General features: G+C 69.1%; 20 protein-coding genes. 10 read left to right on the forward strand and 10 right to left on the reverse strand.

Annotation, left to right across the window (positions count from 1 at the left end):
- The first annotated feature begins 33 nt into the window (after positions 1 to 33).
- Positions 34 to 1,050, forward strand: coding sequence for an SMP-30/gluconolactonase/LRE family protein (locus tag O3I_RS39665; RefSeq protein WP_014988703.1), 1,017 nt, complete (start codon positions 34 to 36; stop codon positions 1,048 to 1,050).
- 154 nt (positions 1,051 to 1,204) lie between these two features.
- Here the strand turns inward: O3I_RS39665 and groL are convergent, their stop codons facing one another.
- Positions 1,205 to 2,830, reverse strand: a complete 1,626-nt coding sequence (gene groL / locus O3I_RS39670; protein WP_014988704.1) for a chaperonin GroEL — start codon at positions 2,828 to 2,830, stop codon at positions 1,205 to 1,207.
- A 215-nt stretch (positions 2,831 to 3,045) separates the two neighbouring features.
- Complete coding sequence (locus tag O3I_RS39675) at positions 3,046 to 3,339, reverse strand: hypothetical protein (RefSeq protein WP_014988705.1); 294 nt, start codon at positions 3,337 to 3,339, stop codon at positions 3,046 to 3,048.
- 87 nt (positions 3,340 to 3,426) lie between these two features.
- Here O3I_RS39675 and O3I_RS39680 point away from each other — a divergent pair, with 87 nt between their 5' ends.
- Positions 3,427 to 5,490, forward strand: a complete 2,064-nt coding sequence (locus O3I_RS39680; protein ID WP_014988706.1) for an NAD(+) synthase — start codon at positions 3,427 to 3,429, stop codon at positions 5,488 to 5,490.
- Between the two features lie 128 nt (positions 5,491 to 5,618).
- Entirely contained in the window at positions 5,619 to 6,293 is a 675-nt protein-coding gene (locus O3I_RS39685; RefSeq protein WP_014988707.1) for a suppressor of fused domain protein, read from the forward strand.
- 225 nt (positions 6,294 to 6,518) lie between these two features.
- Here the strand turns inward: O3I_RS39685 and O3I_RS39695 are convergent, their stop codons facing one another.
- From O3I_RS39695 to O3I_RS39720, 6 genes are all read right to left on the reverse strand, one after another.
- Positions 6,519 to 7,241 carry a Clp protease N-terminal domain-containing protein gene (locus tag O3I_RS39695; RefSeq protein WP_014988709.1) on the reverse strand — a complete coding sequence of 241 codons (723 nt, stop codon included), beginning with the start codon at positions 7,239 to 7,241 and terminating at the stop codon, positions 6,519 to 6,521.
- A 123-nt stretch (positions 7,242 to 7,364) separates the two neighbouring features.
- On the reverse strand, positions 7,365 to 8,453 hold the full coding sequence (locus O3I_RS39700; protein ID WP_014988710.1) for an NAD(P)/FAD-dependent oxidoreductase: 1,089 nt from the start codon (positions 8,451 to 8,453) through the stop codon (positions 7,365 to 7,367).
- A 92-nt stretch (positions 8,454 to 8,545) separates the two neighbouring features.
- Positions 8,546 to 9,427: an RNA polymerase sigma-70 factor gene (locus O3I_RS39705; RefSeq protein WP_041564922.1), complete on the reverse strand. Its 882-nt coding sequence runs from the start codon at positions 9,425 to 9,427 to the stop codon at positions 8,546 to 8,548.
- Between the two features lie 283 nt (positions 9,428 to 9,710).
- On the reverse strand, positions 9,711 to 10,613 hold the full coding sequence (locus O3I_RS39710; RefSeq protein WP_014988712.1) for a CDP-alcohol phosphatidyltransferase family protein: 903 nt from the start codon (positions 10,611 to 10,613) through the stop codon (positions 9,711 to 9,713).
- Positions 10,613 to 11,347, reverse strand: coding sequence for a phosphatidylserine decarboxylase (locus O3I_RS39715; RefSeq protein WP_014988713.1), 735 nt, complete (start codon positions 11,345 to 11,347; stop codon positions 10,613 to 10,615). The genes O3I_RS39710 and O3I_RS39715 overlap by 1 nt, the downstream gene beginning before the upstream one ends.
- A gap of 100 nt (positions 11,348 to 11,447) precedes the next feature.
- On the reverse strand, positions 11,448 to 11,720 hold the full coding sequence (locus O3I_RS39720) for a GlsB/YeaQ/YmgE family stress response membrane protein (RefSeq protein WP_014988714.1): 273 nt from the start codon (positions 11,718 to 11,720) through the stop codon (positions 11,448 to 11,450).
- 258 nt (positions 11,721 to 11,978) lie between these two features.
- On the opposite strand from O3I_RS39720, the gene O3I_RS39725 reads away from it, so the two are divergent.
- Complete coding sequence (locus O3I_RS39725) at positions 11,979 to 13,064, forward strand: beta-ketoacyl-ACP synthase III (protein WP_051066848.1); 1,086 nt, start codon at positions 11,979 to 11,981, stop codon at positions 13,062 to 13,064.
- Between the two features lie 133 nt (positions 13,065 to 13,197).
- Here O3I_RS39725 and O3I_RS39730 read toward each other — a convergent pair whose 3' ends face one another.
- A complete protein-coding gene (locus tag O3I_RS39730) occupies positions 13,198 to 13,884 on the reverse strand; it encodes an SIMPL domain-containing protein (RefSeq protein ID WP_014988716.1) in 687 nt (228 codons plus the stop codon).
- 88 nt (positions 13,885 to 13,972) lie between these two features.
- The gene (locus O3I_RS39735; RefSeq protein WP_014988717.1) at positions 13,973 to 14,428 is read right to left on the reverse strand and encodes an SRPBCC family protein; all 456 of its coding nucleotides are present in this window, start codon (positions 14,426 to 14,428) and stop codon (positions 13,973 to 13,975) included.
- A 202-nt stretch (positions 14,429 to 14,630) separates the two neighbouring features.
- Between O3I_RS39735 and O3I_RS45860 the strand changes: the two genes are divergently transcribed.
- The 6 genes from O3I_RS45860 (at position 14,631) to O3I_RS39760 (ending at position 21,232) form a co-directional block, all read left to right on the forward strand.
- Positions 14,631 to 14,792 (forward strand): hypothetical protein, encoded by a 162-nt coding sequence (locus tag O3I_RS45860; protein ID WP_156055098.1) that lies wholly within the window; start codon positions 14,631 to 14,633, stop codon positions 14,790 to 14,792.
- Between the two features lie 66 nt (positions 14,793 to 14,858).
- Entirely contained in the window at positions 14,859 to 16,526 is a 1,668-nt protein-coding gene (locus O3I_RS39740; protein ID WP_014988718.1) for an FAD-dependent oxidoreductase, read from the forward strand.
- 15 nt (positions 16,527 to 16,541) lie between these two features.
- A complete protein-coding gene (locus O3I_RS39745; protein WP_014988719.1) occupies positions 16,542 to 18,044 on the forward strand; it encodes an ATP-binding protein in 1,503 nt (500 codons plus the stop codon).
- Positions 18,041 to 18,394 (forward strand): UBP-type zinc finger domain-containing protein, encoded by a 354-nt coding sequence (locus O3I_RS39750; protein ID WP_014988720.1) that lies wholly within the window; start codon positions 18,041 to 18,043, stop codon positions 18,392 to 18,394. Before O3I_RS39745 ends, O3I_RS39750 begins: the two co-directional genes overlap by 4 nt.
- A 105-nt stretch (positions 18,395 to 18,499) precedes the next feature.
- Positions 18,500 to 18,892 (forward strand): hypothetical protein, encoded by a 393-nt coding sequence (locus O3I_RS39755; protein ID WP_014988721.1) that lies wholly within the window; start codon positions 18,500 to 18,502, stop codon positions 18,890 to 18,892.
- A 39-nt stretch (positions 18,893 to 18,931) separates the two neighbouring features.
- Entirely contained in the window at positions 18,932 to 21,232 is a 2,301-nt protein-coding gene (locus O3I_RS39760) for an AAA family ATPase (protein ID WP_014988722.1), read from the forward strand.
- Positions 21,233 to 21,347: the final 115 nt, after the last annotated feature.

Genomic DNA, 21,347 nt, shown 5'->3' on the forward strand with positions numbered 1-21,347 from the left:
CTTCGTATTCATTCTTCAATGAGAGGCTTAACCATGCAGCACCCGACCCGACGCCGCCGGTCGACCCTGGCCATCGCCCTGGCCTGCGGTCTGCTCGCGGCCTGCGGCACCGAGGACGCCGCGCCACCCACTCCGGCCGCGCAGGCCACCCGGATCAGCACCGCCTACGCGCTACCGAGCGAGCACGCCTACCCCGAGGGCATCGCCGCCGACCCGCGCACCGGCGACACCTACGTCGGCTCGTACACCACCGGCGCGATCTACCGGGCCACCCCCGGTGCCGCAACGGCCGAGGTCTTCCTCCCCGAGGGAGCCGACGGCCGCAAGACCGCCAACGGCTTGAAAGTCGACCAGGCGGGACGACTGTGGGTGACCGACTCGACCGCCGGAGTCACCGTGTACGACACCGCGACTCGCGCGCCGATCGCCCGCTTCGATGTCGCCGGAACCGCGCCGAGATTCGTCAACGACCTCGCCGTCACGCCGGACGGCACGGCCTATTTGACCGATTCCAGCCGCGGCGTCGTCTATCGCGTCACCGCCGATCAGGTCAGCGCGACCGCCGCGGACGGCGGACGTGCCGAGCTGACCGCACACTTCGACTTGAACCCGGCGATGGCGCCGCACGCGCCGAGCGACTTCACCCTGAACGGCATCGTGGCCGACCCCGCCGGTCGCTATCTGCTGGCCGTCGATATGCACGCGGGCGAGTTGTTCCGAATCGACCTCACCCCCAACGCAATCGGCCAGATCCGCAAGGTCGCGCTGCGCGGCGGCGAGCTGACCTTCGGCGACGGGCTGGACCTGCACGACCACACGCTGTGGGCGGTGCAGAACACGGCCGCGACGATCTCGCGCTGGACGCTCGCCGACGACGGGACCACCGCCACCCTGGACGCGCGCTTCACCGACGAATCCCTGGCCCTGCCAACCACATTGGTGCGGGTGGACGACCGGATTCTGGTCGTCTCCTCGCAATTCGACAAGGGCGGCCCGATGGGCCCGGGTACGCCGGAGCCGTTCGCCGTGCTCGCGGTATCCGGGATCTGACCCTGTAGTTACACCCGGCTGGAATTAAGGTTAGGCTTACCTGTATAGTAGGTCACGGAGTAAGCGGAAGGGACGCCGCGACAAGCCGAAAGCCGGCCCACCCGAGGGTGGACCGGCTTTCGGTTTTTCTGAAGGTGTTGCCGGAAGGCAGGACTCAGAAGTCCATGCCGCCCATGCCACCGGTCGGGTCGCCCGCGGGAGCGGCGGCCTTCTCCGGCTTGTCGGCGACGACGGCCTCGGTGGTGAGGAACAGCGCCGCGATGGACGCCGCGTTCTGCAGCGCCGAGCGGGTGACCTTGACCGGGTCGGCAACGCCGGCGGCCAGCAGGTCCTCGTAGGCGCCCGAGTCGGCGTTCAGGCCGTGGCCCGCCGGGAGGTTCGAAACCTTCTCGGCGACAACGCCCGGCTCGAGGCCGGCGTTGAAGGCGATCTGCTTCAGCGGCGCCGACAGCGCGACACGCACGATGTTCGCACCGGTCGCCTCGTCACCGGTCAGGGTCAGATCGTCGAGCGCGGGCGCCGACTGCAGCAGCGCAACGCCACCACCGGCGACGATGCCCTCTTCGACGGCGGCCTTCGCGTTACGCACGGCATCTTCGATGCGGTGCTTGCGCTCCTTGAGCTCGACCTCGGTCGCGGCACCGGCCTTGATCACCGCAACACCGCCGGCCAGCTTGGCCAGACGCTCCTGCAGCTTCTCCCTGTCGTAATCCGAATCCGAGTTCTCGATCTCGGCACGGATCTGCGCCACGCGGCCCTTGATGGCCTCCGCGTCGCCCGCACCCTCGACGATGGTGGTCTCGTCCTTGGTGATGACGACCTTGCGGGCCTGGCCCAGCAGCTCGATGCCGGCGGTCTCCAGCGAGAGGCCGACCTCTTCGGTGATGACCTCGCCACCGGTCAGGATGCCGATGTCGGCGAGCTGCGCCTTGCGGCGGTCACCGAAGCCCGGCGCCTTGACGGCCACGGACTTGAAGGTGCCACGGATCTTGTTGACCACCAGGGTGGACAGGGCCTCGCCCTCGACGTCCTCGGCGATGATCAGCAGCGGCTTGCCGGCCTGGATGACCTTCTCCAGCAGCGGCAGCAGGTCCTTGACGGTCGAGACCTTCGAGCCGACCAGCAGGATGTACGGATCCTCGAGGACCGCTTCCTGACGCTCCGGGTCGGTGACGAAGTAACCCGAGATGTAGCCCTTGTCGAAGCGCATGCCCTCGGTGAGCTCCAGCTGGAGCCCGAAGGTGTTGCTCTCCTCGACGGTGATGACGCCTTCCTTGCCGACCTTGTCCATGGCTTCGGCGATGAGCTCACCGATGGACGAGTCGCCCGCGGAGATACCGGCGGTAGCAGCGATCTGCTCCTTGGTATCGATCTCCTTGGCGGTGTCGAGCAGCTTGGCGGTGACGGCCTCGACGGCCTTCTCGATGCCGCGCTTCAGGCCGAGGGGGTTGGCGCCGGCCGCGACGTTGCGCAGGCCCTCACGCACGAGCGCCTGGGCGAGCACGGTGGCGGTGGTGGTGCCGTCGCCCGCGACGTCGTCGGTCTTCTTGGCGACTTCCTTGACCAGCTCGGCGCCGATCTTCTCGTACGGGTCCTCCAGCTCGATCTCCTTGGCGATGGACACACCATCGTTGGTGATCGTGGGGGCGCCCCACTTCTTCTCCAGGACAACGTTGCGACCCTTCGGCCCCAGCGTCACCTTGACCGCGTCAGCGAGGGCATTGAGGCCCCGCTCGAGACCGCGACGGGCCTCTTCGTCGTACGCAATTGTCTTGGCCATGGCGTTGTTGAGATCCTCCATGTATATGGCTGACACACAGGACGACCGCAGGTTGGATCGCCCCATTACGCTGGCCAGGTTCGGTGCCCGCGACGGACGACCGAGGGTGTCGATGGAACCCGGTCTCACCGTCCCGACCTGGCACTCACCGGTAGAGAGTGCCAAAGCCATTTCTAGCACTCGGGGGTGCCGAGTGCAAGGTCGGTTCGCTCGGCTCAGGCGCGGTCGTCGACGCGCAGCACCAGCGCCACGAAGGCGTCGGTCCGGCGTTCCTCCGGCGTGCGCGGCTCACCGCCCTCCACCGTGACCAGCTCCGCGTCGTGCAACAACAACTCCGCTTCGACCCGCATGATCGCCCTGATAAAAGGGGGCGCCACGTCGGGGGGGAGGTCGCCGTTGACGACATAACTGCCGTCCGGCTGCGACTCCGTGGACACATAAGAAAGCGCACGCAGCAGATCCGCGCGTCGTTCCCCCGCGATTAGGTCGGAATCCGTTTCATCCGCCATTGCTATAGCTTAGCGGGCCGCGGGGCGGCGTAGATTGCAGAAGGGAATCATGATCATTTTCGATATTCTCCGCTAAGGGGGACGGCAGTGCACGACCTGCCCTTCGATTCGCTCTACCGGCACGACTTCGCGCGGGTGGCGGTGGCGGTGCCGCGGGTGCGGGTCGCCGATCCGGCGGACAACGTGGCGCAGACCCTGCACCTGGCCGAGCAGGCCGCGGCCGACGGCGCGGTGCTGACCGTATTCCCCGAGCTGGGGCTGTCCTGCTACACCGCGGACGACCTGTTCCACCAGGACGCGCTGGACGACGCGGTGCAGGCGGCACTGGCCCGGGTGGTCGCCGCGAGCGCGCAGCTGGCCACCGTGCTCGTGGTCGGCGCGCCGGTGCGCAGCCAGGGGCGGCTGTTCAATTGCGCGATCGCGATATGCGCGGGCGCGGTGCTCGGCGCGGTACCGAAGAGCTATCTCCCGAATTACCGGGAGTTCTACGAGAAACGGCAATTCGCCGCGGCCCGGGAAAATCTCGACACGCACATCACCATCGCCGGTCAGCGGGTGCCGTTCGGCGCGGATCTGTTGTTCACGGCGAACAATCTCGCGGGTTTCGTTTTTCATCTCGAGATCTGCGAAGACGGCTGGGTTCCGTTGCCGCCCAGCGGTTATGCCGCATTGGCGGGCGCGACCGTACTGGTCAATCTGTCCGCGAGCAATATCGTCATCGGTAAGGCCGATTACCGACGTGCGCTCTGCACCTCGCATTCTGCGCGCTACCTGGCCGCCTACCTGTATTCCGCTGCGGGACAGGGCGAATCGACGACGGATCTGGCCTGGGACGGCCAAGCCCTGGTATGCGAGAACGGCGACCTGCTCGCCGAGGGCGACCGCTTCGCCGACCGGCCGCAGCTGGTCACCGCCGATCTCGACCTGCGACGGCTGGCCGCTGATCGGCTGCGCACCACCAGCTTTGCCGACAATGTGCACGATCACCGCGAGCGGCTGGCGCGGGTGCGGCGCATCGAGGTGAGCTTGCCGATCCCGCGCGCCGCCGTGCCGCTGCGCCGCGAAATCGAACGCTTCCCTTACGTTCCCGCCGATCCGGCGGTCCGCAACGAACGGTGCGCGGAGGTCCAGCAGATCCAGGTGGCGGGCCTGAGCACCCGGCTGCGGGCCACCGGCACGGAGCGCGTGGTGATCGGTGTATCCGGCGGGCTGGACTCCACGCTGGCGCTCATCGTCGCGGCGAAGACCATGGATCGGCTCGGCCTGCCCCGGGCGAATGTCCTGGCCTACACCATGCCTGGCTTCGCGACGAGCACCCGGACCCGCACCGACGCACACCGGCTGATGGACGTGCTCGGGGTCACCGCGCGCGAAATCGACATCCGGCCCTCGGCTACGCAGATGCTGCGCGACCTCGGGCACCCGGCTGCCGACGGGGTGCCGCAGTACGACGTCACCTACGAGAACGTGCAGGCGGGCGAGCGCACCTCGCACCTGTTCCGGCTGGCGAACCAGCACGGCGCACTGGTGCTCGGCACCGGTGATCTCAGCGAACTCGCCCTCGGCTGGTGCACTTTCGGCGTCGGCGACCACATGGCGCACTACAGCGTGAACGCCTCGGTGCCGAAAACGCTGATCAAATATCTGATCGCGTGGTCGGTGGAGACCGGGGAGTTCGGGCCCGCGGCGGGCGAGGTGCTCGGATCCATTCTGCGGACCGAGATCTCACCGGAGTTGGTGCCCGGCACCCCACACGCCGGCGACAGTGCGGCGCCGAGCCAGAGCTCCGAAGCCACCGTCGGGCCGTACGAGTTGCAGGACTTCCACCTCTACTACCTGCTGCGCTTCGGTTATCGGCCGAGCCGTATCGCCTACCTCGCCAGGCACGCGTGGTCGGACCCGAGCCGAGGCAGCTGGCCCGATCTGGTTCCCGTCGAGCAGCGCAACGCCTACGACCTGCCCGCCGTCAAGCATTGGCTCGCCGAGTTCCTGCGCCGATTCGTGCAGACCAGCCAGTTCAAACGCTCGACCCTGCCCAACGCGCCGAAAGTCGGTTCCGGTGGCTCGCTGTCCCCGCGCGGCGATTGGCGCGCGCCGAGCGACGCGTCGGCAGCGGCCTGGCTCGACGAACTCGCCCGCAACGTGCCCTAGGACCCGTCTCGAAAGTCCGGCGCCGGAGGGGACTTCGGGACATGGCCTGGCTCCGGCCGCGCGGCACCGGCTGCCCGGCAGCACAATCCGCTCAGCGCCGGTCGGCTCGGCGGACTTAGGGTGGCGGTGTGAGTGAAGCACCCGGCTGGAAGGCCATCGACGACGCATTGCAGCCGCTGTACGGCGCTACCGAACCTTTCCATTGGGCCACCGATCACCGCTGGTCACTCGGCGGGCCGGATCCGCTCGACGGGATCAGTGCCTATTCGCGCACCGAGCCGGTGCCGCACTGGCACTACATCAGTTACGGCATGACCGAGCTGTACGAGAAGGAATGGGACAACCCGGCGGAGTCCGGCTGGGGTTTCGAGCTCACCTTCCGGCTGATGCGCGCGGCCGCCGACACCGAGCCGCCCGCCTGGCCCGCGAACTTCCTGCAGAACCTGGCGCGCTATGTCTTCCAGTCCGGCAAGTGGTTCGAGCCCGGGCACACCATCAAAGCGAACGGCCCGATCGCCGCCGACCAGCCCGACTCCGGCATCCACGCCGTCGGCTTCACTGCCGATCCCGAACTGGGCACCATCGAAACCCCGCACGGCAGTATGCGATTCCTGCAGATAGTGGGGTTGACGATGCCGGAGTACCGCGCCGCGCAGGGCGGCAACACGCGCGCGGTGCTCGACCAACTCGCCCCGCACCTACCGCTGTTCGTCACCGACACCGGCCGCGGCTCGCTGATCTCCGAACCGAAACCCCAAGCGCGCTGGCCGCGTTGGGGCGGCGGGTTACGCGGGCGGGCGTAGCTCAGGCCGCCCGCGACAGACCGGACGAAGCGGCACGGTACGGCGCGCCCCGCGCCCGGGCGGTGCGGATGGCCCGGCGCCGCCGCGACCGACCGGACCGCACCGCACGAAAACCCCACTGCGCGCACCGAATCCGGCGCCGCACCGCGGCACGGCCGGTCGGCCAGGCGCCGACGGCGAACAAGACGGCCGCCGCCACCGCAGCGCTACCCGGCCGTCCGCGGCTCATTGTTTTCCGGCCGCTATCACCGACAGCACCTCCACCAGGTGCGCCTCGACCTCGGCCTTGTCGAGCCCGGCCCCGGCCAGGAGTCCGGTGCCGTTCTCCTGTTCGAGCAGCGCGAGCAGGACATGCTCGGTGCCGATGTAGTTGTGCCCGAGGCGAAGTGCCTCGCGGAAGGTCAGCTCGAGCGCCTTCTTGGCTTCGGCGTCGAACGGAATGAGCGCGGGCAACTTGTCCGCGCGCGCGGGCAGCGCGGCGGTCGCCGCGACCTTCAGCTCCGCGGGATCGACGCCCTGGGTGAGAATCTCTTTCACCGCAAGGCCTTCCGGCTCGGACAGCAGACCGAGCAGCAGGTGTGCGACGGTGATCTGGTCGTTGCCCGCGTCGCGGGCGGACTCCTGCGCCGCCACCACGATCGCCCGGGCGCGGGGCGTGAAGCGCGCGAACCCGGCGTTGGGATCCATCTGTGCGGCGTCGGCGGGCCCCTTGGGCACGAACCGTTTCTGCGCGGCCTGCTTGGTGACGCCCATGCTGCCGCCGATATCGGTCCACGAGGCGCCGGCGCGGCGGGCCTGGTCCACGAAGTGGCCGATCAGGTGATCGGCCACCTCGCCGAGGTGGTCGCCGACGACCACGGCGTCGGACAGCTGGTCGAGCACATTGTCGGGGCGGGCCTTCTTGATGCCGTCGATCAGATCGTCGAGGCGAGGCGTTGGTGAGGTCATGCGTCAACGATAAGTTGACGATGCCATATCGTCAACCCTGAGTTGACGAAGTCTCGGTCGCCGGTCAGCGGTGCGGTAGCACCGAACCGCCGCCGGAAACCCCGCTGCCGCGGCTCGTTTCGGTCAAGGACGGGTCTGGCGTGCCGCCCCGCGCACCACGCGCTCCTTCACCCACGCTGCGGTCCGGCCGGTCAGGATGAAGCCGGCCGGTGAATCGTCGGCGTGCAGCGATTGGATGATGCCGTTGCGCCGGCCCAGGCTCATGGCCTGACCGACGTAGCGAAACCGCAGCGGACGCGGTTGCGCACCACGCAGGCGCGCGGCGATGGCGTCGGCGACCTGCCGGCCGGCGGGCAGCGCGGTCGCGCAGGCCATCCGCAGCGCGCGGTCTCCGGGCCCGGCCATCACGGCGCAGTCCCCGGCCGCGTAGATCTCCGGATGCGAGATCGACCGCAGCGTGGCATCGGTGTGTACCCGGCCCATGCCGTCGACGGCGATGCCGGACCGTTGCGCGAGGTCGGGCACGCGGAAACCGGCCGTCCACACGGTCGCGGCGGCCTCGAGCAGGGTGCCGTCGGCGAGCCGCACGCCCTGCTCGGTCACCTCGATCACCTTTGCGTCCGAACGGATCTCGACACCGAGACGCTCGAGCACCCGCCGGATGTGCGCCTGCGCCCGCGGCGAGAGCCACGCACCGGGCGCCTCCGAACCGAGCAGCAGCACGCGCACCTCCGGCCGGGACTCGCCCAGTTCCGCGGCCAATTCGATGCCGGTGGAACCGCCACCGACCACGACGACGGTCCCGTCCGGCGCCACGAACCGGTCCGCGTCCTCCGGTGTCGCCACCGAATAGGCGTGCTCGGCCACCCCGGGCACACCGTCCAGATCGGCGACGCTGCCCAGCGCGTACACCAGCGTGTCGTAGCCGAGTTCGGTTCCGGTATCGAGGAATACCCGCTTGCCCGCGGGGTCGATGGCGGTGGCGCGGGCACGGACGAAACCGATCTCCTTGCGCGCCAGCAGCTCTCTGATGTCCCAGGCCGAAATGCGTTGCCCTGCGGCCTGCTGGTGCAAGCGAACCCGCTCTACGAAGTGCTGGCGCGGGTCGACGACGGTGATCTCGGCTCCGCGTGCCTTGCGTGCGAGCCGCCGGGCTGCCGCCAGCCCCGCGTATCCGGCACCGAGGACGACGATCCGATGCTGTCCGGTCATGGTGTGACTTCCTTTCGATCGGCCGACACCAACCAGACCGAACAGCGCCACGATCCATGACAAAGACGCACGTGAAGCGCGTCACGCCCCGCTCAGGACGCGGGCGCCGCGAGATACCGCAGCTTGTGCGGGTTGACGATCAGCCGCAGCGTGGCGATCGCACCGCCGATCAATTCCACGCCCGCGACCATCAGCGGCGCACCCTCGACCCGGGCGACCACGGCGGGCGCACCGTTGATCTCCTCGATGTGCACCTCCATGCCGGGCACCGCCCAGCGCAGCAAACCGCAGAGATAGCGCGCCACGTTGTTCGCGCCGACGATCTGCCTGCGCGCCGCGGTGACCTCGCCGCCGCCGTCGGCGGTCGCGATCACGTCGGCGGTGAGCAGCTGTTCCAGCGACGCCACGTCCCCGTTGCGGGCCGCCTGCACGAACCGGCTGATCAGCTCGCCCGCGTACGCGGAGGGGACGTCGAACCGCGCCCGGTCCTCCCGCACCCGCAGCCCGGCGCGGCGAAAGATCTGCTGCGAGTTGGCCTCTGTGATGGTGAGCATGTCCGCGATCTCGCGGTGCGCGTACCCGAAGGCCTCGCGCAGCACGAACACCGCCCGCTCGACCGGCGTCAAACGCTCCATCGCGGTGAGCAGCGCCAGCGAAACCAGTTCCCGCTCTTCCACGGTTTCCAGCGGGCCGAGTTCGCCGCGCGCGGTCGGCACGGGTTCGGGAATCCAAGGGCCGACGTAGGTCTCCCGGCGCGCCCGCGCCGAAACCAGCCAGGTGCGACATTGATTCACCAGCACCGTGGTCAACCACGCTTCCGCGGAACGGATCTCGGACCGCTCGGCGGCGTCCCAGCGCAGATACGTCTCCTGCACGGCGTCCTCGGCCTCCGCGGCCGAGCCGAGCATCCGGTAGGCCAGCGCGAACAAGCGCGGGCGGTGCTCCACGAATTCGCGCAACCCGTCCGGCTCCATCGCCACCTTCCTCCGCGTCCGGCCGTTCGGTACGACCGTACCGCTCCCCCGCGCGGACAGGCGTCCCCGCATCGCGCCGGACGAGGGCTCGATGCCGAGCAAACGCTTCAGGCCGAAGCGGGCCGCGCCGAACCCGCCGATGCCGAACCCTCCGAAGCCCATGCCGCCGGCCGTCGCAAGAGTGTCCATACCGGGAGCCTTCTCGGTCGGACTTGCCAAGTCCTTAAGAAATCCCAGTGTTGAGAAACCCGGCCCTTAAGAGGCCGGACTTCCAGGGGTTCGGTCAGCGGGTGAGATCGTCGATATCGCGCTCTTTGGCGCCGGGCCTGCGCAGCCGCAGGCGCGCGGTGGAACCCCGGATCGCCGGGCGGCGGATCACCGGACGCCGCTGCGCCCGGCGTTGCGCGCGCCGCTCGGCGGGCTTGTGCTGCCAGGTCTCCGGGCGCGCGGCGACCCAGCGCTGCGAATGCCACGCGAACGGGATATGGCCCAGGTACAGCGCGACCAGGATCAGCAGCAGCACGGTCGGATAGGTCACCAGCAGCGCCGCGGCCAGCGCCACCAGCACCAGCAGTCCCGCGGCGGCCTGCGGGGCCACCGACACCGACTTCATCGCCAGCGTCGGCACGGTGCTCACGGCCAGCGCCGCGGCGAGCACGGTCCACACGGCGACCGCGGAGAAGCCGAGCCACCACCCGTCACCGAACTGCACCGACAGCGCGACCGGCACCATGGCGATGAGCGCCGCCGCCGGGGCGGGCACCCCGACGAAGTACTCCCGCTCCCACTCCGGCCGGGTGTCGTCGTCGAGCAGCGTGTTGAACCGGGCCAGGCGCAGCACGATGCTCACCGCGAACAGCAGCGCGATGATCCAGCCCGCGGTCTCGGTGTGCAGCAGCGTGACATAGAGCACGAGCGCGGGCGCGACGCCGAACGAGATGGCGTCGGACAGCGAGTCCAGCTCGGCGCCGATCTTGGTGGTGGCGTCGAGCATGCGGGCCAGCCGCCCGTCGAGGGTGTCCAGCACGGCGGCGGCGCCGATCATCGCGAGCGCGATGTCGAGCTGGTTGTCCAGGCCGAACTTCACCGCGGACAAGCCCGAGCACAACGCGAGAATGGTCACCACGCTCGGCAGCAACCGGATGGAGCGGCGCCGCCGTCGCTGGGTCGGAGCAGCCGCCTCCATCATGAACCGCTGGTGGACGCGGACCCGAGCACCGCGAGGACGGTCTCGCCGCCGATGGTGCGCTGTCCCGGCTCGACGAGCAGTTCGGTGCCCGCCGGGAAGTAGGTGTCCACCCGGGAACCGAAGCGGATCAGGCCGTAGGTGTCACCGATCGTCAGCACGTCGCCCACCTGGGCGTCGCAGACGATCCGGCGCGCGAGCAGGCCCGCGATCTGCACCACGACCACCTGCTCGCCGTTCGCGGTGTCGAGCACCATGCTGTTGCGCTCGTTCACCGCGCTGGCCTCGGGCAGATCGGCGGAACGGAACTGGCCTTGCTGGTGCAGGACAGTGCGCACCACACCGGACACCGGAGTGCGCTGCACATGCACGTCGAGCACGGACAGGAAGATGCTCACCCGGGGCAGCGGCTGGTCCCCCAAACCCAGTTCCGCGGGGGGAGCGGCGGAATCGACGAGCGCGATCTCGCCGTCGGCCGGTGCGACCACCACGCCGGGACGGTTCGGCGGCACCCGGTTCGGATGCCGGAAGAACGTCGCACACGCGGCCGCGGCCAGCAGTCCCGTCCGGCGCACCCACTTGCGCTTACCGCCGACGACGGCGACGGCGAGCGGGGCGGCGACAAACGGAAGCCCGGCGGGATGCAACGGGGGAATCGCATTGCGGACCAGGTCGGCGACGTGGCCGACTCCGGTGCGTTCAGGCGTGCCGGGCGGCGTGGGACGGCGGGCCACAGGCTCCTCTTTCGTGCTAGATGCAGTCGGATTGCGCCTTCAACGATAGGACCGGCGCAAGCGTTCACACCTTACGGGAAAGGAGCCTGTGGCACGGCTGTCAGCTACGGACTTTGCGTCCGGTGACCAAACCCACGAGGAACAGCAGAATCACCGCGCCACCGAGGCAGGTGAAGAAGCTGAACCAGAGGCCACCGCCTTCGACGTCAACGCCGAGCACCTTCAGCAGGAACCCACCGAGTAGGCCACCCACGATGCCCACCACGATGTTCAGCAGGATGCCCTGTTGGGCATCGGTCTTCATGATCTTGCTGGCAATCCACCCGGCAAGACCGCCGATGATGATCCACCCGATAATCCCGAGACCGAGCATGGTGTCCTCGCAATCCGCGCCGACCGTCCATCGTGCAGGGCGGCCCGCACATAGTTGGGTTTCACGCCGCTGGAGCTTTTGGCGTGCTTCGAGGGTATACCCGGGGCTTGTGAGAATACGCACGACAAAACGGCGATTCTCGGGCTAATATGAGGTCGCCTCATGTCTACGGTTCCGTAGGGCGTGGCTGATGAGGGTTCCAATTCGAGGCTTCGAGGACAACCCGGCGGCGGTGCCGCAGGTACATAGGAGACGCACATGGCTGCTCGAATCGCCCAAACCACCGGGGCAGAGCACACGGCGATCCTCGGGCTCGGCGTATACCGCCCAGTTCGAGTCGTGACCAACGACGAGGTGGCGGGCCCGATCAACTCGAGCGACGAGTGGATCCAGACCCGGTCCGGGATCAAGACCCGGCGCTTCGCGAACGAATCGGAAACCGTACAGAGCATGAGCGTCGCGGCCGCCCGCGGCGCACTCGAATCCTCGGGCCTCGACGTCGACCAGGTCGACTGCGTGATCGTCGCGACCTCGACGCATCTGCTGCTCACCCCCGCCGCCGCGCCCCGGATCGCCACCGAACTGGGCATGAACGGCTCGGCCGCCTTCGACGTCTCCGCGGGTTGCGCCGGCTTCTGCCACGCCCTCGCGCTGGCCTCCGACCTCGTCCGCGGCGGCACCGCCGCCCACGTGCTGGTGATCGGCGTGGAGAAGCTGACCGACACCATCAACCCCACCGACCGCTCCACCGCCTTCCTGTTCGCCGACGGCGCGGGCGCCGTCATCGTCGGCCCCTCCGACGTGCCCGGCATCGGCCCCACGGTGTGGGGCTCGGACGGTACCCAGAGTCACGCGATCCGGCAGGACAAGGACTGGGTCGAGTTCTTCCGCGAGATCGAGGAGAAGGGCACCGACGCGGTGCGTCCCTACCTCGCGATGGAGGGCACCGCGGTGTTCCGCTGGGCCGCGCACTCGCTGGAGAAGGTGTGCCGCGACGCCGTCGACCGCGCCGGGCTGTCCACCGACGACCTGAACGCGATGATTCCGCACCAGGCCAACGGCCGGATCATCGAGATCATGGCCCGGGTGCTGAAGCTGCCGGAGAACTGCGCGCTGGCCAACGATATCGAGGAGACCGGCAACACCTCGGCCGCGTCCATCCCGCTCGCGATGGAATCGCTGCTGCGCAAGGGCCAGTCACAGCCGGGCGACACCGCGCTGCTCATCGCCTTCGGCGCCGGGCTGTCCTACGCGGCACAGGTCGTGACGCTGCCCCCGTTCGCCGCGCCCGCCGCACCGATCCCCGCCGCGGCCGAACCCGTCACCGCGGACGCCACCGCCTGACACAGCCGCCTAGTTCGTTCAGCGCAGCCACCAGGCCTTCGTCGGCGCTGCCGCCAGGCGTTGATCAGCGCTGCCGCCAGGCTTTGATCAACGCAGCCGCCAGGCTTTGATCAACGCAGCCGCCAGGCTTTGATCAACGCAGTCCCCAGGTGACCTTCACCGTGAACGTCACCGTCTGCGTGCCCGGTTCCAGTGGGACCGATTGCGGTGCCGCGTCCCGGGTGGAGTACTTGGGGCTCTCGTCGCGGTTGCTCGCCTCGCTGATGGTGATCACCCCGGTCAGCTGCACCCCGGCGAGCACCGCGTACTGCTCGGCCCTGGCCTTCGCGTCGGCGAACGCGCGGGCACGGGCGTCGGCGAGCAGCTGCGAGTTGTCGTCGATCGCGAAAGACACCCCGCGTAACCGGGTTTCGTTGCCGCCCGCGGCGATCGCCGCGTCGAGCACACCCGAGGCCTTGGTCAGCTCGCGCACGACCACCCGGACCGAATTTCCGGCGCGGTAGCCGATCACCGTGCTGTCGGATCCGGCCGCGTACTGCGGCTGGATGGAGACGTCGGTGGTGCGCACGTCCTCGCGGGTCACCCCGGCTTCGACCATGGCGTCGGTCATCGCCTTGGCCTTCTCGTTCGCCTTGGCGATGGCGGCCGAGACCTTGTCCGCGCTGAGTTCCACGCCGAGGTCGGCGTTCAGGATGTCCGGGGCGCCCCGCACCTGGCCGGTGCCGACGACGGTGACGTCGCGTGCGGGGCCGGACTCGTCCTTACCGCAGCCCGTCATCAACACGGCGCTCGCGGCGACGGCGGCCGCGCACTGCGTCATTCGTCGCATACTCCGGCAACATACGCACTCGGGTGGTCTCGCCGTGGGTGAACGGCCGGACATCGGCAGCTCTGCGCGCGCGAAGTCGTCAGCGCTGCGCCTCGACCGCGGCCTTGATCTGCTCCAGGGTTTCGGTCATGCCACGGACCAGTGCCTGCTCGAACGGCACTTCGCCGCCGAGCTTGGTGGCGATCAACTTGCGCGACAACCAGGTGGTGCCGTGCGACATATCGCGGCGCTCCACCAGCCGGGTGCCCGTCGCGGTCGGCTCGAGCGTGTAACTCCAGATCGAGCGATTCTCGTTGATCCGAAAGGCGAACACCTGGTTCGGTTCGAAACGCACTATGCGTCCGGTGGTCGGCCAATACTGCTTGCCGTCGGTATTCAGGTGCAGCGTCCAGGTGCCCTTCTTGGTCGCGCCGAGCGGCACTATCCGCACCAGCTGCGGGCTGAACTCGGGCATCCGCTTCAGGTCCGCGACGACCGACCACACCTGCTCCGGCGGGGCGGAAATGTCAATGGCGGCTTCGAGATTCTGTGGCAACGGTGCCTCCGGTTCCGAACGGACGGGCCGGTGGATACCTGGCCGAACCTGTTTCCTGGTTTATACGTATTTTAATCAGAAGACAGTTGGATCACATTCAGCATGTTGCGCGCCGACTTCGGTAATGCCGAGCGCACAATGCGGGATAGACGAAGCAACGACACAGCCTCGAGCTTTCCCGTCCAACGTGAGGTGATCGGCCGTGAAACTGCGCTCTCTCTTACATCGTCGACATGCGGATCATGTTCCGCTGCTGCCCGGCGGCGAGACCGAAGGCGGCACCGCCCGCGGCCCTTCGCCGGAGAATCTCGAACGCCTGCTGACCAACGATGAACTCGACCTCATCCGGCACCACCTGCTCTGACCGCCCGCACGTCCGCCTCGAGCGAACGTTGACACCCCGTTTTGCACGACCGTCCATACTCGATAGGTGACTTCACCCGCTGCCACGAAACCGGCCATCCTGAGCGTCGACGATGATCCCGGCGTTTCCCGCGCGGTTGTCCGCGACCTGCGCCGCCGCTATGGGGCCGAATACCGGATTCTGCGCGCGGAATCGGGCGCGCAGGCGCTCGAGGCGTTGCGTGAGATGAAATTGCGCGGCCAGCCGGTCGCGGTCTTGATCGCCGATTACCGGATGCCGGGCATGGACGGCATCGAATTCCTCGAGCAGGCCATGGACCTGCACCCGTATGCCCGCCGCGTATTGCTGACCGCGTACGCCGACACCAGCGCCGCGATCAACGCCATCAATGTGGTCGACCTGGATCACTATCTGCTCAAGCCGTGGGATCCGCCGGAGGAGAAGCTGTATCCGGTGCTGGACGGGCTGCTCGACGCCTGGCGCAGCAGCGAGCACCGGCCGGTGACCGAGACCAAAGTGGTCGGCAACCGCTGGTCGCCGCGCTCCTCCGAGGTGCGCGAGTTCCTGGCCCGCAACCAGTTGCCCTATCGGTGGTATCTGGCCGACGAGCCGGAGGGCGCGCGACTGCTCGAGGCCGCGGGCGCCGATCCCGAACGCTGTCCCGTGGTGATCACGGCGGGCGGCGACGCGCTGGTCCAGCCGTCGGACAGCGTGCTCGCGGAGAACGTCGGGCTCACCGTCAACGCGACCGGCGATTTCTACGATCTGATCGTGGTCGGCGGCGGCCCGGCCGGGCTGGGCGCCGCCGTGTACGGCGCCTCCGAAGGCCTGCGCACGGTCCTGGTGGAGCGCACGGCGACCGGCGGACAGGCCGGGCAGAGTTCGCGCATCGAGAACTACCTCGGCTTCCCGGACGGCGTCTCGGGCGCTCAGCTGGCCGATCGGGCCCGCCGCCAGGCGGCGAAGTTCGGCGCCGAGGTGATCACCACCCGCGAGGTGGTCGGGCTGGAGGTGAACGGTTCGGCGCGCACGGTGCGCTTCGCCGACGGCGGCAGGCTGTGCGCGCATACGGTGATCATCGCGACCGGCGTGGACTACCGCAGGCACCCGGCGCCCGGCGTCGACGAGTTCACCGGGCGCGGCGTGTACTACGGCTCGGCGATGACCGAGGCCGCCGAATGCGCCGATCGCGACGTCTACATCGTGGGCGGCGCGAACTCCGCGGGTCAGGCCGCGGTGTTCCTGTCCCGCAACGCGAAGACGGTGCATCTGGTGGTGCGCGCGGACTCGCTGGGCAAGTCCATGTCGCACTACCTGGTCCAGCAGATCGCGCAGATCCCGAATATCAAGGTGCACACCAACACCGAGGTGAGCGCCGCCGACGGCGACGACCATCTGCAACAGATCGTGCTGCGCGACAACGTCTCCGGCAACGAGGAGAAGGCCGAGGCCGAGCGGCTGTTCCTGTTCATCGGCGCCGCACCGCAAACCGAGTGGCTCGACGGCACGGTCAAGCGGGACACGGCCGGATTCGTGCTGGCCGGGCCCGACCTGATGATCGACGGCGCGCGCCCGGCGGGCTGGGAACTGCCCAGGCCACCACATCATTTGGAGACGAGCGTGCCCGGCGTGTTCGTGGCAGGCGACGTGCACGCCGATTCGGCCAAGCGCGTCGCATCGGCGGTCGGCGAGGGCGCGATGGCCGTGATGCTCGTGCACCGGTATCTCGCGTAAACAGGAGGCTGGCAGATGAATTCGAACAACACCGCGGATCGCAGCAGCCGCCTGGTCTGCGATCCCGCGGAACTCCGCACACTGTTCCTGTTCGAGAAATTGAACGACGAGCAGCTGGACTGGCTGTGCCGGGACGGGCGGGTCGAGACGATCGAGCCCGGGCTGGTCTTCCGCGAGGGCGACCCGGCCACCTGTTTCTACGTGCTGATGGACGGCGAGGTCGTGCTGACCAAGCTGTCCGGCGGCACGGAGATCGAGCTGGTGCGCACCCAGCACCACGGCTCCTACGCGGGCGCCTGGAGCGCCTACCTCGGCGACAAGGTCGAGCAGACCTACAACAGCTCGATGTCGGTGACCCGGCCGTCCCGGTTCTACGTGCTGGACGCCGCGATCTTCGCGCAGATGATGCAGGCCTGGTTCCCGATGGCGGTGCACCTGCTCGAGGGCGTGTTCTTCGGCAACCGCAACGCCAACGCCCGGGTCGGCCAGCGCGAGCGGCTGCTCGCCCTCGGCTCGCTGTCGGCGGGCCTGACCCACGAGCTGAACAATCCGGCGGCGGCCGCGGTGCGGGCCACCTCCGGCCTGCGCGAACGGGTCGCGGGCATGCGGCACAAGCTGGCCATGATGGCCGACGGCAAGTTCGACACCGCGTCCCTCGGCGCGCTGGTGCGGTTGCAGGAGGAGGCGGCGGCGCAGGTGGCCAAGGCGCCCGAGCTGACCCCGATGGAGGCCGCCGACCGCGAGGACGTGCTCGGCGAATGGCTCGACGAGCACGGCATCATCGACGGCTGGAACCTGGCGCCGAACTTCGTGCAGGCCGGCTTCGACGTGGACTGGCTCGAGCGGGTGGCCGGCACCCTGGAGGGCTGCACCGACCAGGTGTTCCAGGGCGCGATCCGCTGGTTGAACTACACCATCGAGACCGAGCTGATGATGAACGAGATCGCAGACTCGACCACCCGGATCTCGTCGCTGGTGAACGCGGCCAAGCAGTACTCGCAGATGGACCGGGCGCCGTTCCAGGTGGTGGACATCCACGATCTGCTCGACAGCACGCTGGTGATGCTGAGCCGCAAGATCGGCGACGGTGTCGAGGTGGTCAAGGAGTACGACCGCGCGCTGCCCGAAGTGCCTTGCTACGCCGCGGAATTGAATCAGGTGTGGACCAACCTGATCGACAACGCGGTGTACGCCATGCAGGGCCGGGGCACGCTCACCATCCGTACCCGGCACGAAAACGACTGCGCCGTCATCGAAATCGGCGATACCGGGCCCGGTATCCCGGAAGAGGTGCGCAGCCGGATCTTCGAACCGTTCTTCACCACCAAGCCGATGGGCGAGGGCACCGGCCTCGGGCTCGACATCTCGTTCCGGATCGTGGTGAACAAACACGACGGCGATATCCAGGTCGACTCCGAACCCGGCGACACGCGGTTCACGGTGTGGTTGCCGCTGAACCGCAGCGCGGACAATCCCACCGACGAAGCGAACGCACCGACCGCAGGAGAGCAACGATGACACAGGAACTGGACGGCATCGACCCGGCAGTGGCACCGAGCGGCACCGGGTGCGTGGAATGCGAACAGGCGCAAGGCTGGTGGGTGCATCTGCGCCGGTGCGCGCAGTGCGGGCACATCGGTTGTTGTGACACCTCCCCGGAGCAGCACGCGAGCAAGCACGCGAAAGACACCGGCCACCCGTTCATTCAGAGCTTCGAACCGGGCGAGGACTGGTACTGGAACTTCCGGACCGAGGAAATGTATGGCGACGGACCCGAACTCGCGCCGCCGACCAGTCACCCCGCCGAGCAGAACGCCCCGGGTCCGCGCGGCAGGGTGCCCGCGGACTGGCGGGCGCACATCCACTGATCCCGCGCAAACCGGTACGCTGCACCGAGCACGCCGCGGGCTCGGTTCAGCGATGACCGCAGGCGGCGTGCCGATCCCACAGCAACCCATCGGGGAAAGCACGGTATGAAGCGAACATCCGCCATCGTCCTCGCCGCCGGGACGCTGGCTTCGGTGCTGGCCGGCTGCGGCCAGTCCTCGACCGATTCCAGCGACACCGCGCGGCCGAGCAGCAGCGCACCGGCCGCGGCGAGCAGCACCGCGACGCCGAGCAGTGCCCCGGCCGCCGCGCCCGGCGCGACGGCCGACCCGTCGAAGACCACCTGCGCCGAGTTCAAGAAGCTGGACAACGAAGCGGAGAAGGCGCTGATCGATCAGCTGCTCGCGCAGCACCCGGACAGCACGTTCGCGGGCAGCCCGAATGTCGCGCTCGGCACCGCGAAGCTGGTCTGCCTGTCCGGCAGCGTGGCCGAGACCCCGGTCGCGGTCGCCGCCGGGATCGTCGCGAAGAACAACTAGTCCGGCCACGGCCTCGCTCCGGCGCGGCAGAATGGCACGGTGGCAGAACTAGCGCTCACCGCTCGATGGAATCCGTCCGCGGCCGATGCCCGGCGCGGCGTGGTGCGACTGCATCCCGAGGCGCTGGCCGCGCTCGGTCTGCGGGAGTGGGACGGTATCGCGCTGGTCGGCTCGCGGCGCACGGCCGCGGTGGTCGGCGTCGCGCCCGCGGGCACGCCGGCCGGCGTCGCGTTGCTCGACGACGTGACGCTGTCCAATGCCGGGCTGCGGGAGAACGCGACCGTGGTCGTCGCGCCGGTCACCGTGTACGGGGCGAAGCAGATCTCGGTGAGCGGCTCGGTGCAGGCGACCCGGACCATCCCCGCGGCCACCTTGCGCCAAGCACTGCTCGGCAAGGTGGTCACCGTCGGCGACGCGGTCTCGCTGCTGCCGCGCGATCTGGGCCCCGACATCAGTTCCGCCGCTGCCTCACAAGCACTTTCGCGTACCTTCGGTATCGCCTGGACCACCGAGTTGCTCACCGTCACCGCCACCGATCCGCGCGGACCGGTCAGCGTGCAGCCGAACACCGCGGTGGTGTGGGGCGCGGGAGTGGTCGCGGCACGTAACGCCGCCGATCGGGCCGCGGCCGGGGAGCCCGTCCCCGCGGGCACCGCCGCCCAGGCCGCGACCGAGGCCGCCGCCTTCGACGGCGCCGCCGCCGTGAACGGTGCGCCGGCGGGCAGGCACGGCGCGGTGCGCGACACCGCACCGCGGATCACGGTCAAGGATCTCGCGGGGGCGCACAGTCAGGCGACCAAGCTCACCGAGTGGCTGAGCCTGGCCCTCGACGAACCGGAGCTGCTCAAAACCCTCGGCGCCACACCACATCTCGGCGTCTTGATCACCGGTCCCGCGGGCGTCGGCAAGGCGACGCTGGCGCGCGCGGTCACCGCGCCGCGGCGCATCGTCGAACTCGACGGACCGACCATCGGCGCGGCCGAGAGCGGCACCCGGTTACGCGAGGTCGCCGAGGCCGTCGCCGACGCATGTTCGGGGCAGGGCGGGATCCTGTTGATCACCGATATCGACGCGCTGCTGCCCGCGCAGGCCGAGCCGGTCGCCACGCTCATCCTGGATCAGCTGCGGGCCGCGGTCGCCGAACCGTGCGTCGCCTTCCTGGCCACCACCGCCCATCCCGCCGATGTCGATGCCCGGCTGCGCGCGCCCGATCTCTGCGACCGCGAACTCGCGTTGGCGCTGCCCACCGCCGCGGTGCGCAAGTCGCTGCTGGAGCAGTTGCTGCGCCAGGTACCTGTCGCCGAGTTGCGCCTCGACGATATCGCCGCGCGCACACCGGGTTTCGTGGTCTCCGATCTGGCCGCCCTGTGCCGGGAGGCGGCGTTGCGCGCGGCGTCGCGGGCGAGCAAGGAACACACCGATCCGCAGCTGACCCAACCGGATCTGCTCGACGCGCTGACCGTGATCCGCCCGCTGTCGCGTTCCGGCCTGGACGAACCCGCCATCGGCAGCCTCACCCTGGACGAGGTCGGCGATATGGCCGAGACCAAGCAGGCGCTGACCGAAACCGTGTTGTGGCCACTGCGGCATCCGGATTCGTTCGCGCGCCTGGGCATCGACCCGCCGCGCGGCGTGCTGCTCTACGGTCCGCCCGGCTGCGGCAAGACCTTCCTGGTGCGCGCGCTGGCGAGCACCGGTCAGCTCAGCGTGCACACCGTCAAGGGCGCCGAACTGATGGACAAGTGGGTCGGTTCGTCCGAGCGCGCGGTGCGCGAATTGTTCCAGCGCGCCCGCGATTCCGCGCCGTCGCTGATCTTCCTCGACGAGGTCGACGCGCTCGCCCCGCGCCGCGGGCAGAGCAGCGATTCCGGTGTCGGCGATCGGGTGGTGGCCGCGCTGCTCACCGAGCTGGACGGGGTGGAACCGCTGCGCGATGTCGTGGTGCTCGGCGCGACGAACCGGCCCGAGCTGATCGATCCGGCGCTGCTGCGACCGGGACGGCTGGAGCGGCTGGTCTTCGTGCCGCCGCCGGACAGCGCGGCCCGGCTGGCGATCCTGCGGACGGCGGGTCGCTCGGTGCCGCTCGCCGGTGATGTCGATCTGCCCACGCTGGCCCGCACCCTCGACGGGTTCTCCGCGGCCGACTGCGCCGCGCTGCTGCGCGAGGCGGCGCTGGCGGCGATGCGCCGCGATGTCGAGGCCGCCGACGTCACCGCCGCCGACGTGGCCGCGGCGCGGACCGTGGTCCGGCCGTCGCTGGACCCGCTCCAGGTCGAATCGTTGCGCCGGTACGCGGAGAACCGTGGGCAGCCGACCAGCAGCGAGGGGCGCTACCTGTAGCCGTGGGCGATCGGCGGGCAAACGCGCCGTAAACAGGGCCTTTCTGCCGTTATTTTCTGCTCGACATACCCCGGCAAAGTGACGGCAATCACAGGTCGGCCCGGTGGGCGCAGGT

Source organism: Nocardia brasiliensis ATCC 700358 (assembly GCF_000250675.2).
Lineage (GTDB): Bacteria > Actinomycetota > Actinomycetes > Mycobacteriales > Mycobacteriaceae > Nocardia > Nocardia brasiliensis_B.

Bases quoted from the DNA above. Each gene is read 5' to 3' on its own strand.
- O3I_RS39755 (WP_014988721.1), top strand. From the start codon at position 18,500: ATGAAGCGAACATCCGCCATCGTCCTCGCCGCCGGGACGCTGGCTTCG.
- O3I_RS39700 (WP_014988710.1), bottom strand. From the start codon at position 8,453: ATGACCGGACAGCATCGGATCGTCGTCCTCGGTGCCGGATACGCGGGG.
- O3I_RS39750 (WP_014988720.1), top strand. From the start codon at position 18,041: ATGACACAGGAACTGGACGGCATCGACCCGGCAGTGGCACCGAGCGGC.
- O3I_RS39720 (WP_014988714.1), bottom strand. From the start codon at position 11,720: ATGCTCGGTCTCGGGATTATCGGGTGGATCATCATCGGCGGTCTTGCC.
- O3I_RS39675 (WP_014988705.1), bottom strand. From the start codon at position 3,339: ATGGCGGATGAAACGGATTCCGACCTAATCGCGGGGGAACGACGCGCG.
- O3I_RS39730 (WP_014988716.1), bottom strand. From the start codon at position 13,884: ATGACGCAGTGCGCGGCCGCCGTCGCCGCGAGCGCCGTGTTGATGACG.
- O3I_RS39665 (WP_014988703.1), top strand. From the start codon at position 34: ATGCAGCACCCGACCCGACGCCGCCGGTCGACCCTGGCCATCGCCCTG.
- O3I_RS39695 (WP_014988709.1), bottom strand. From the start codon at position 7,241: ATGACCTCACCAACGCCTCGCCTCGACGATCTGATCGACGGCATCAAG.
- O3I_RS39725 (WP_051066848.1), top strand. From the start codon at position 11,979: ATGGCTGCTCGAATCGCCCAAACCACCGGGGCAGAGCACACGGCGATC.
- O3I_RS39745 (WP_014988719.1), top strand. From the start codon at position 16,542: ATGAATTCGAACAACACCGCGGATCGCAGCAGCCGCCTGGTCTGCGAT.
- O3I_RS39705 (WP_041564922.1), bottom strand. From the start codon at position 9,427: ATGGAGCCGGACGGGTTGCGCGAATTCGTGGAGCACCGCCCGCGCTTG.
- O3I_RS39710 (WP_014988712.1), bottom strand. From the start codon at position 10,613: ATGGAGGCGGCTGCTCCGACCCAGCGACGGCGGCGCCGCTCCATCCGG.
- groL (WP_014988704.1), bottom strand. From the start codon at position 2,830: ATGGCCAAGACAATTGCGTACGACGAAGAGGCCCGTCGCGGTCTCGAG.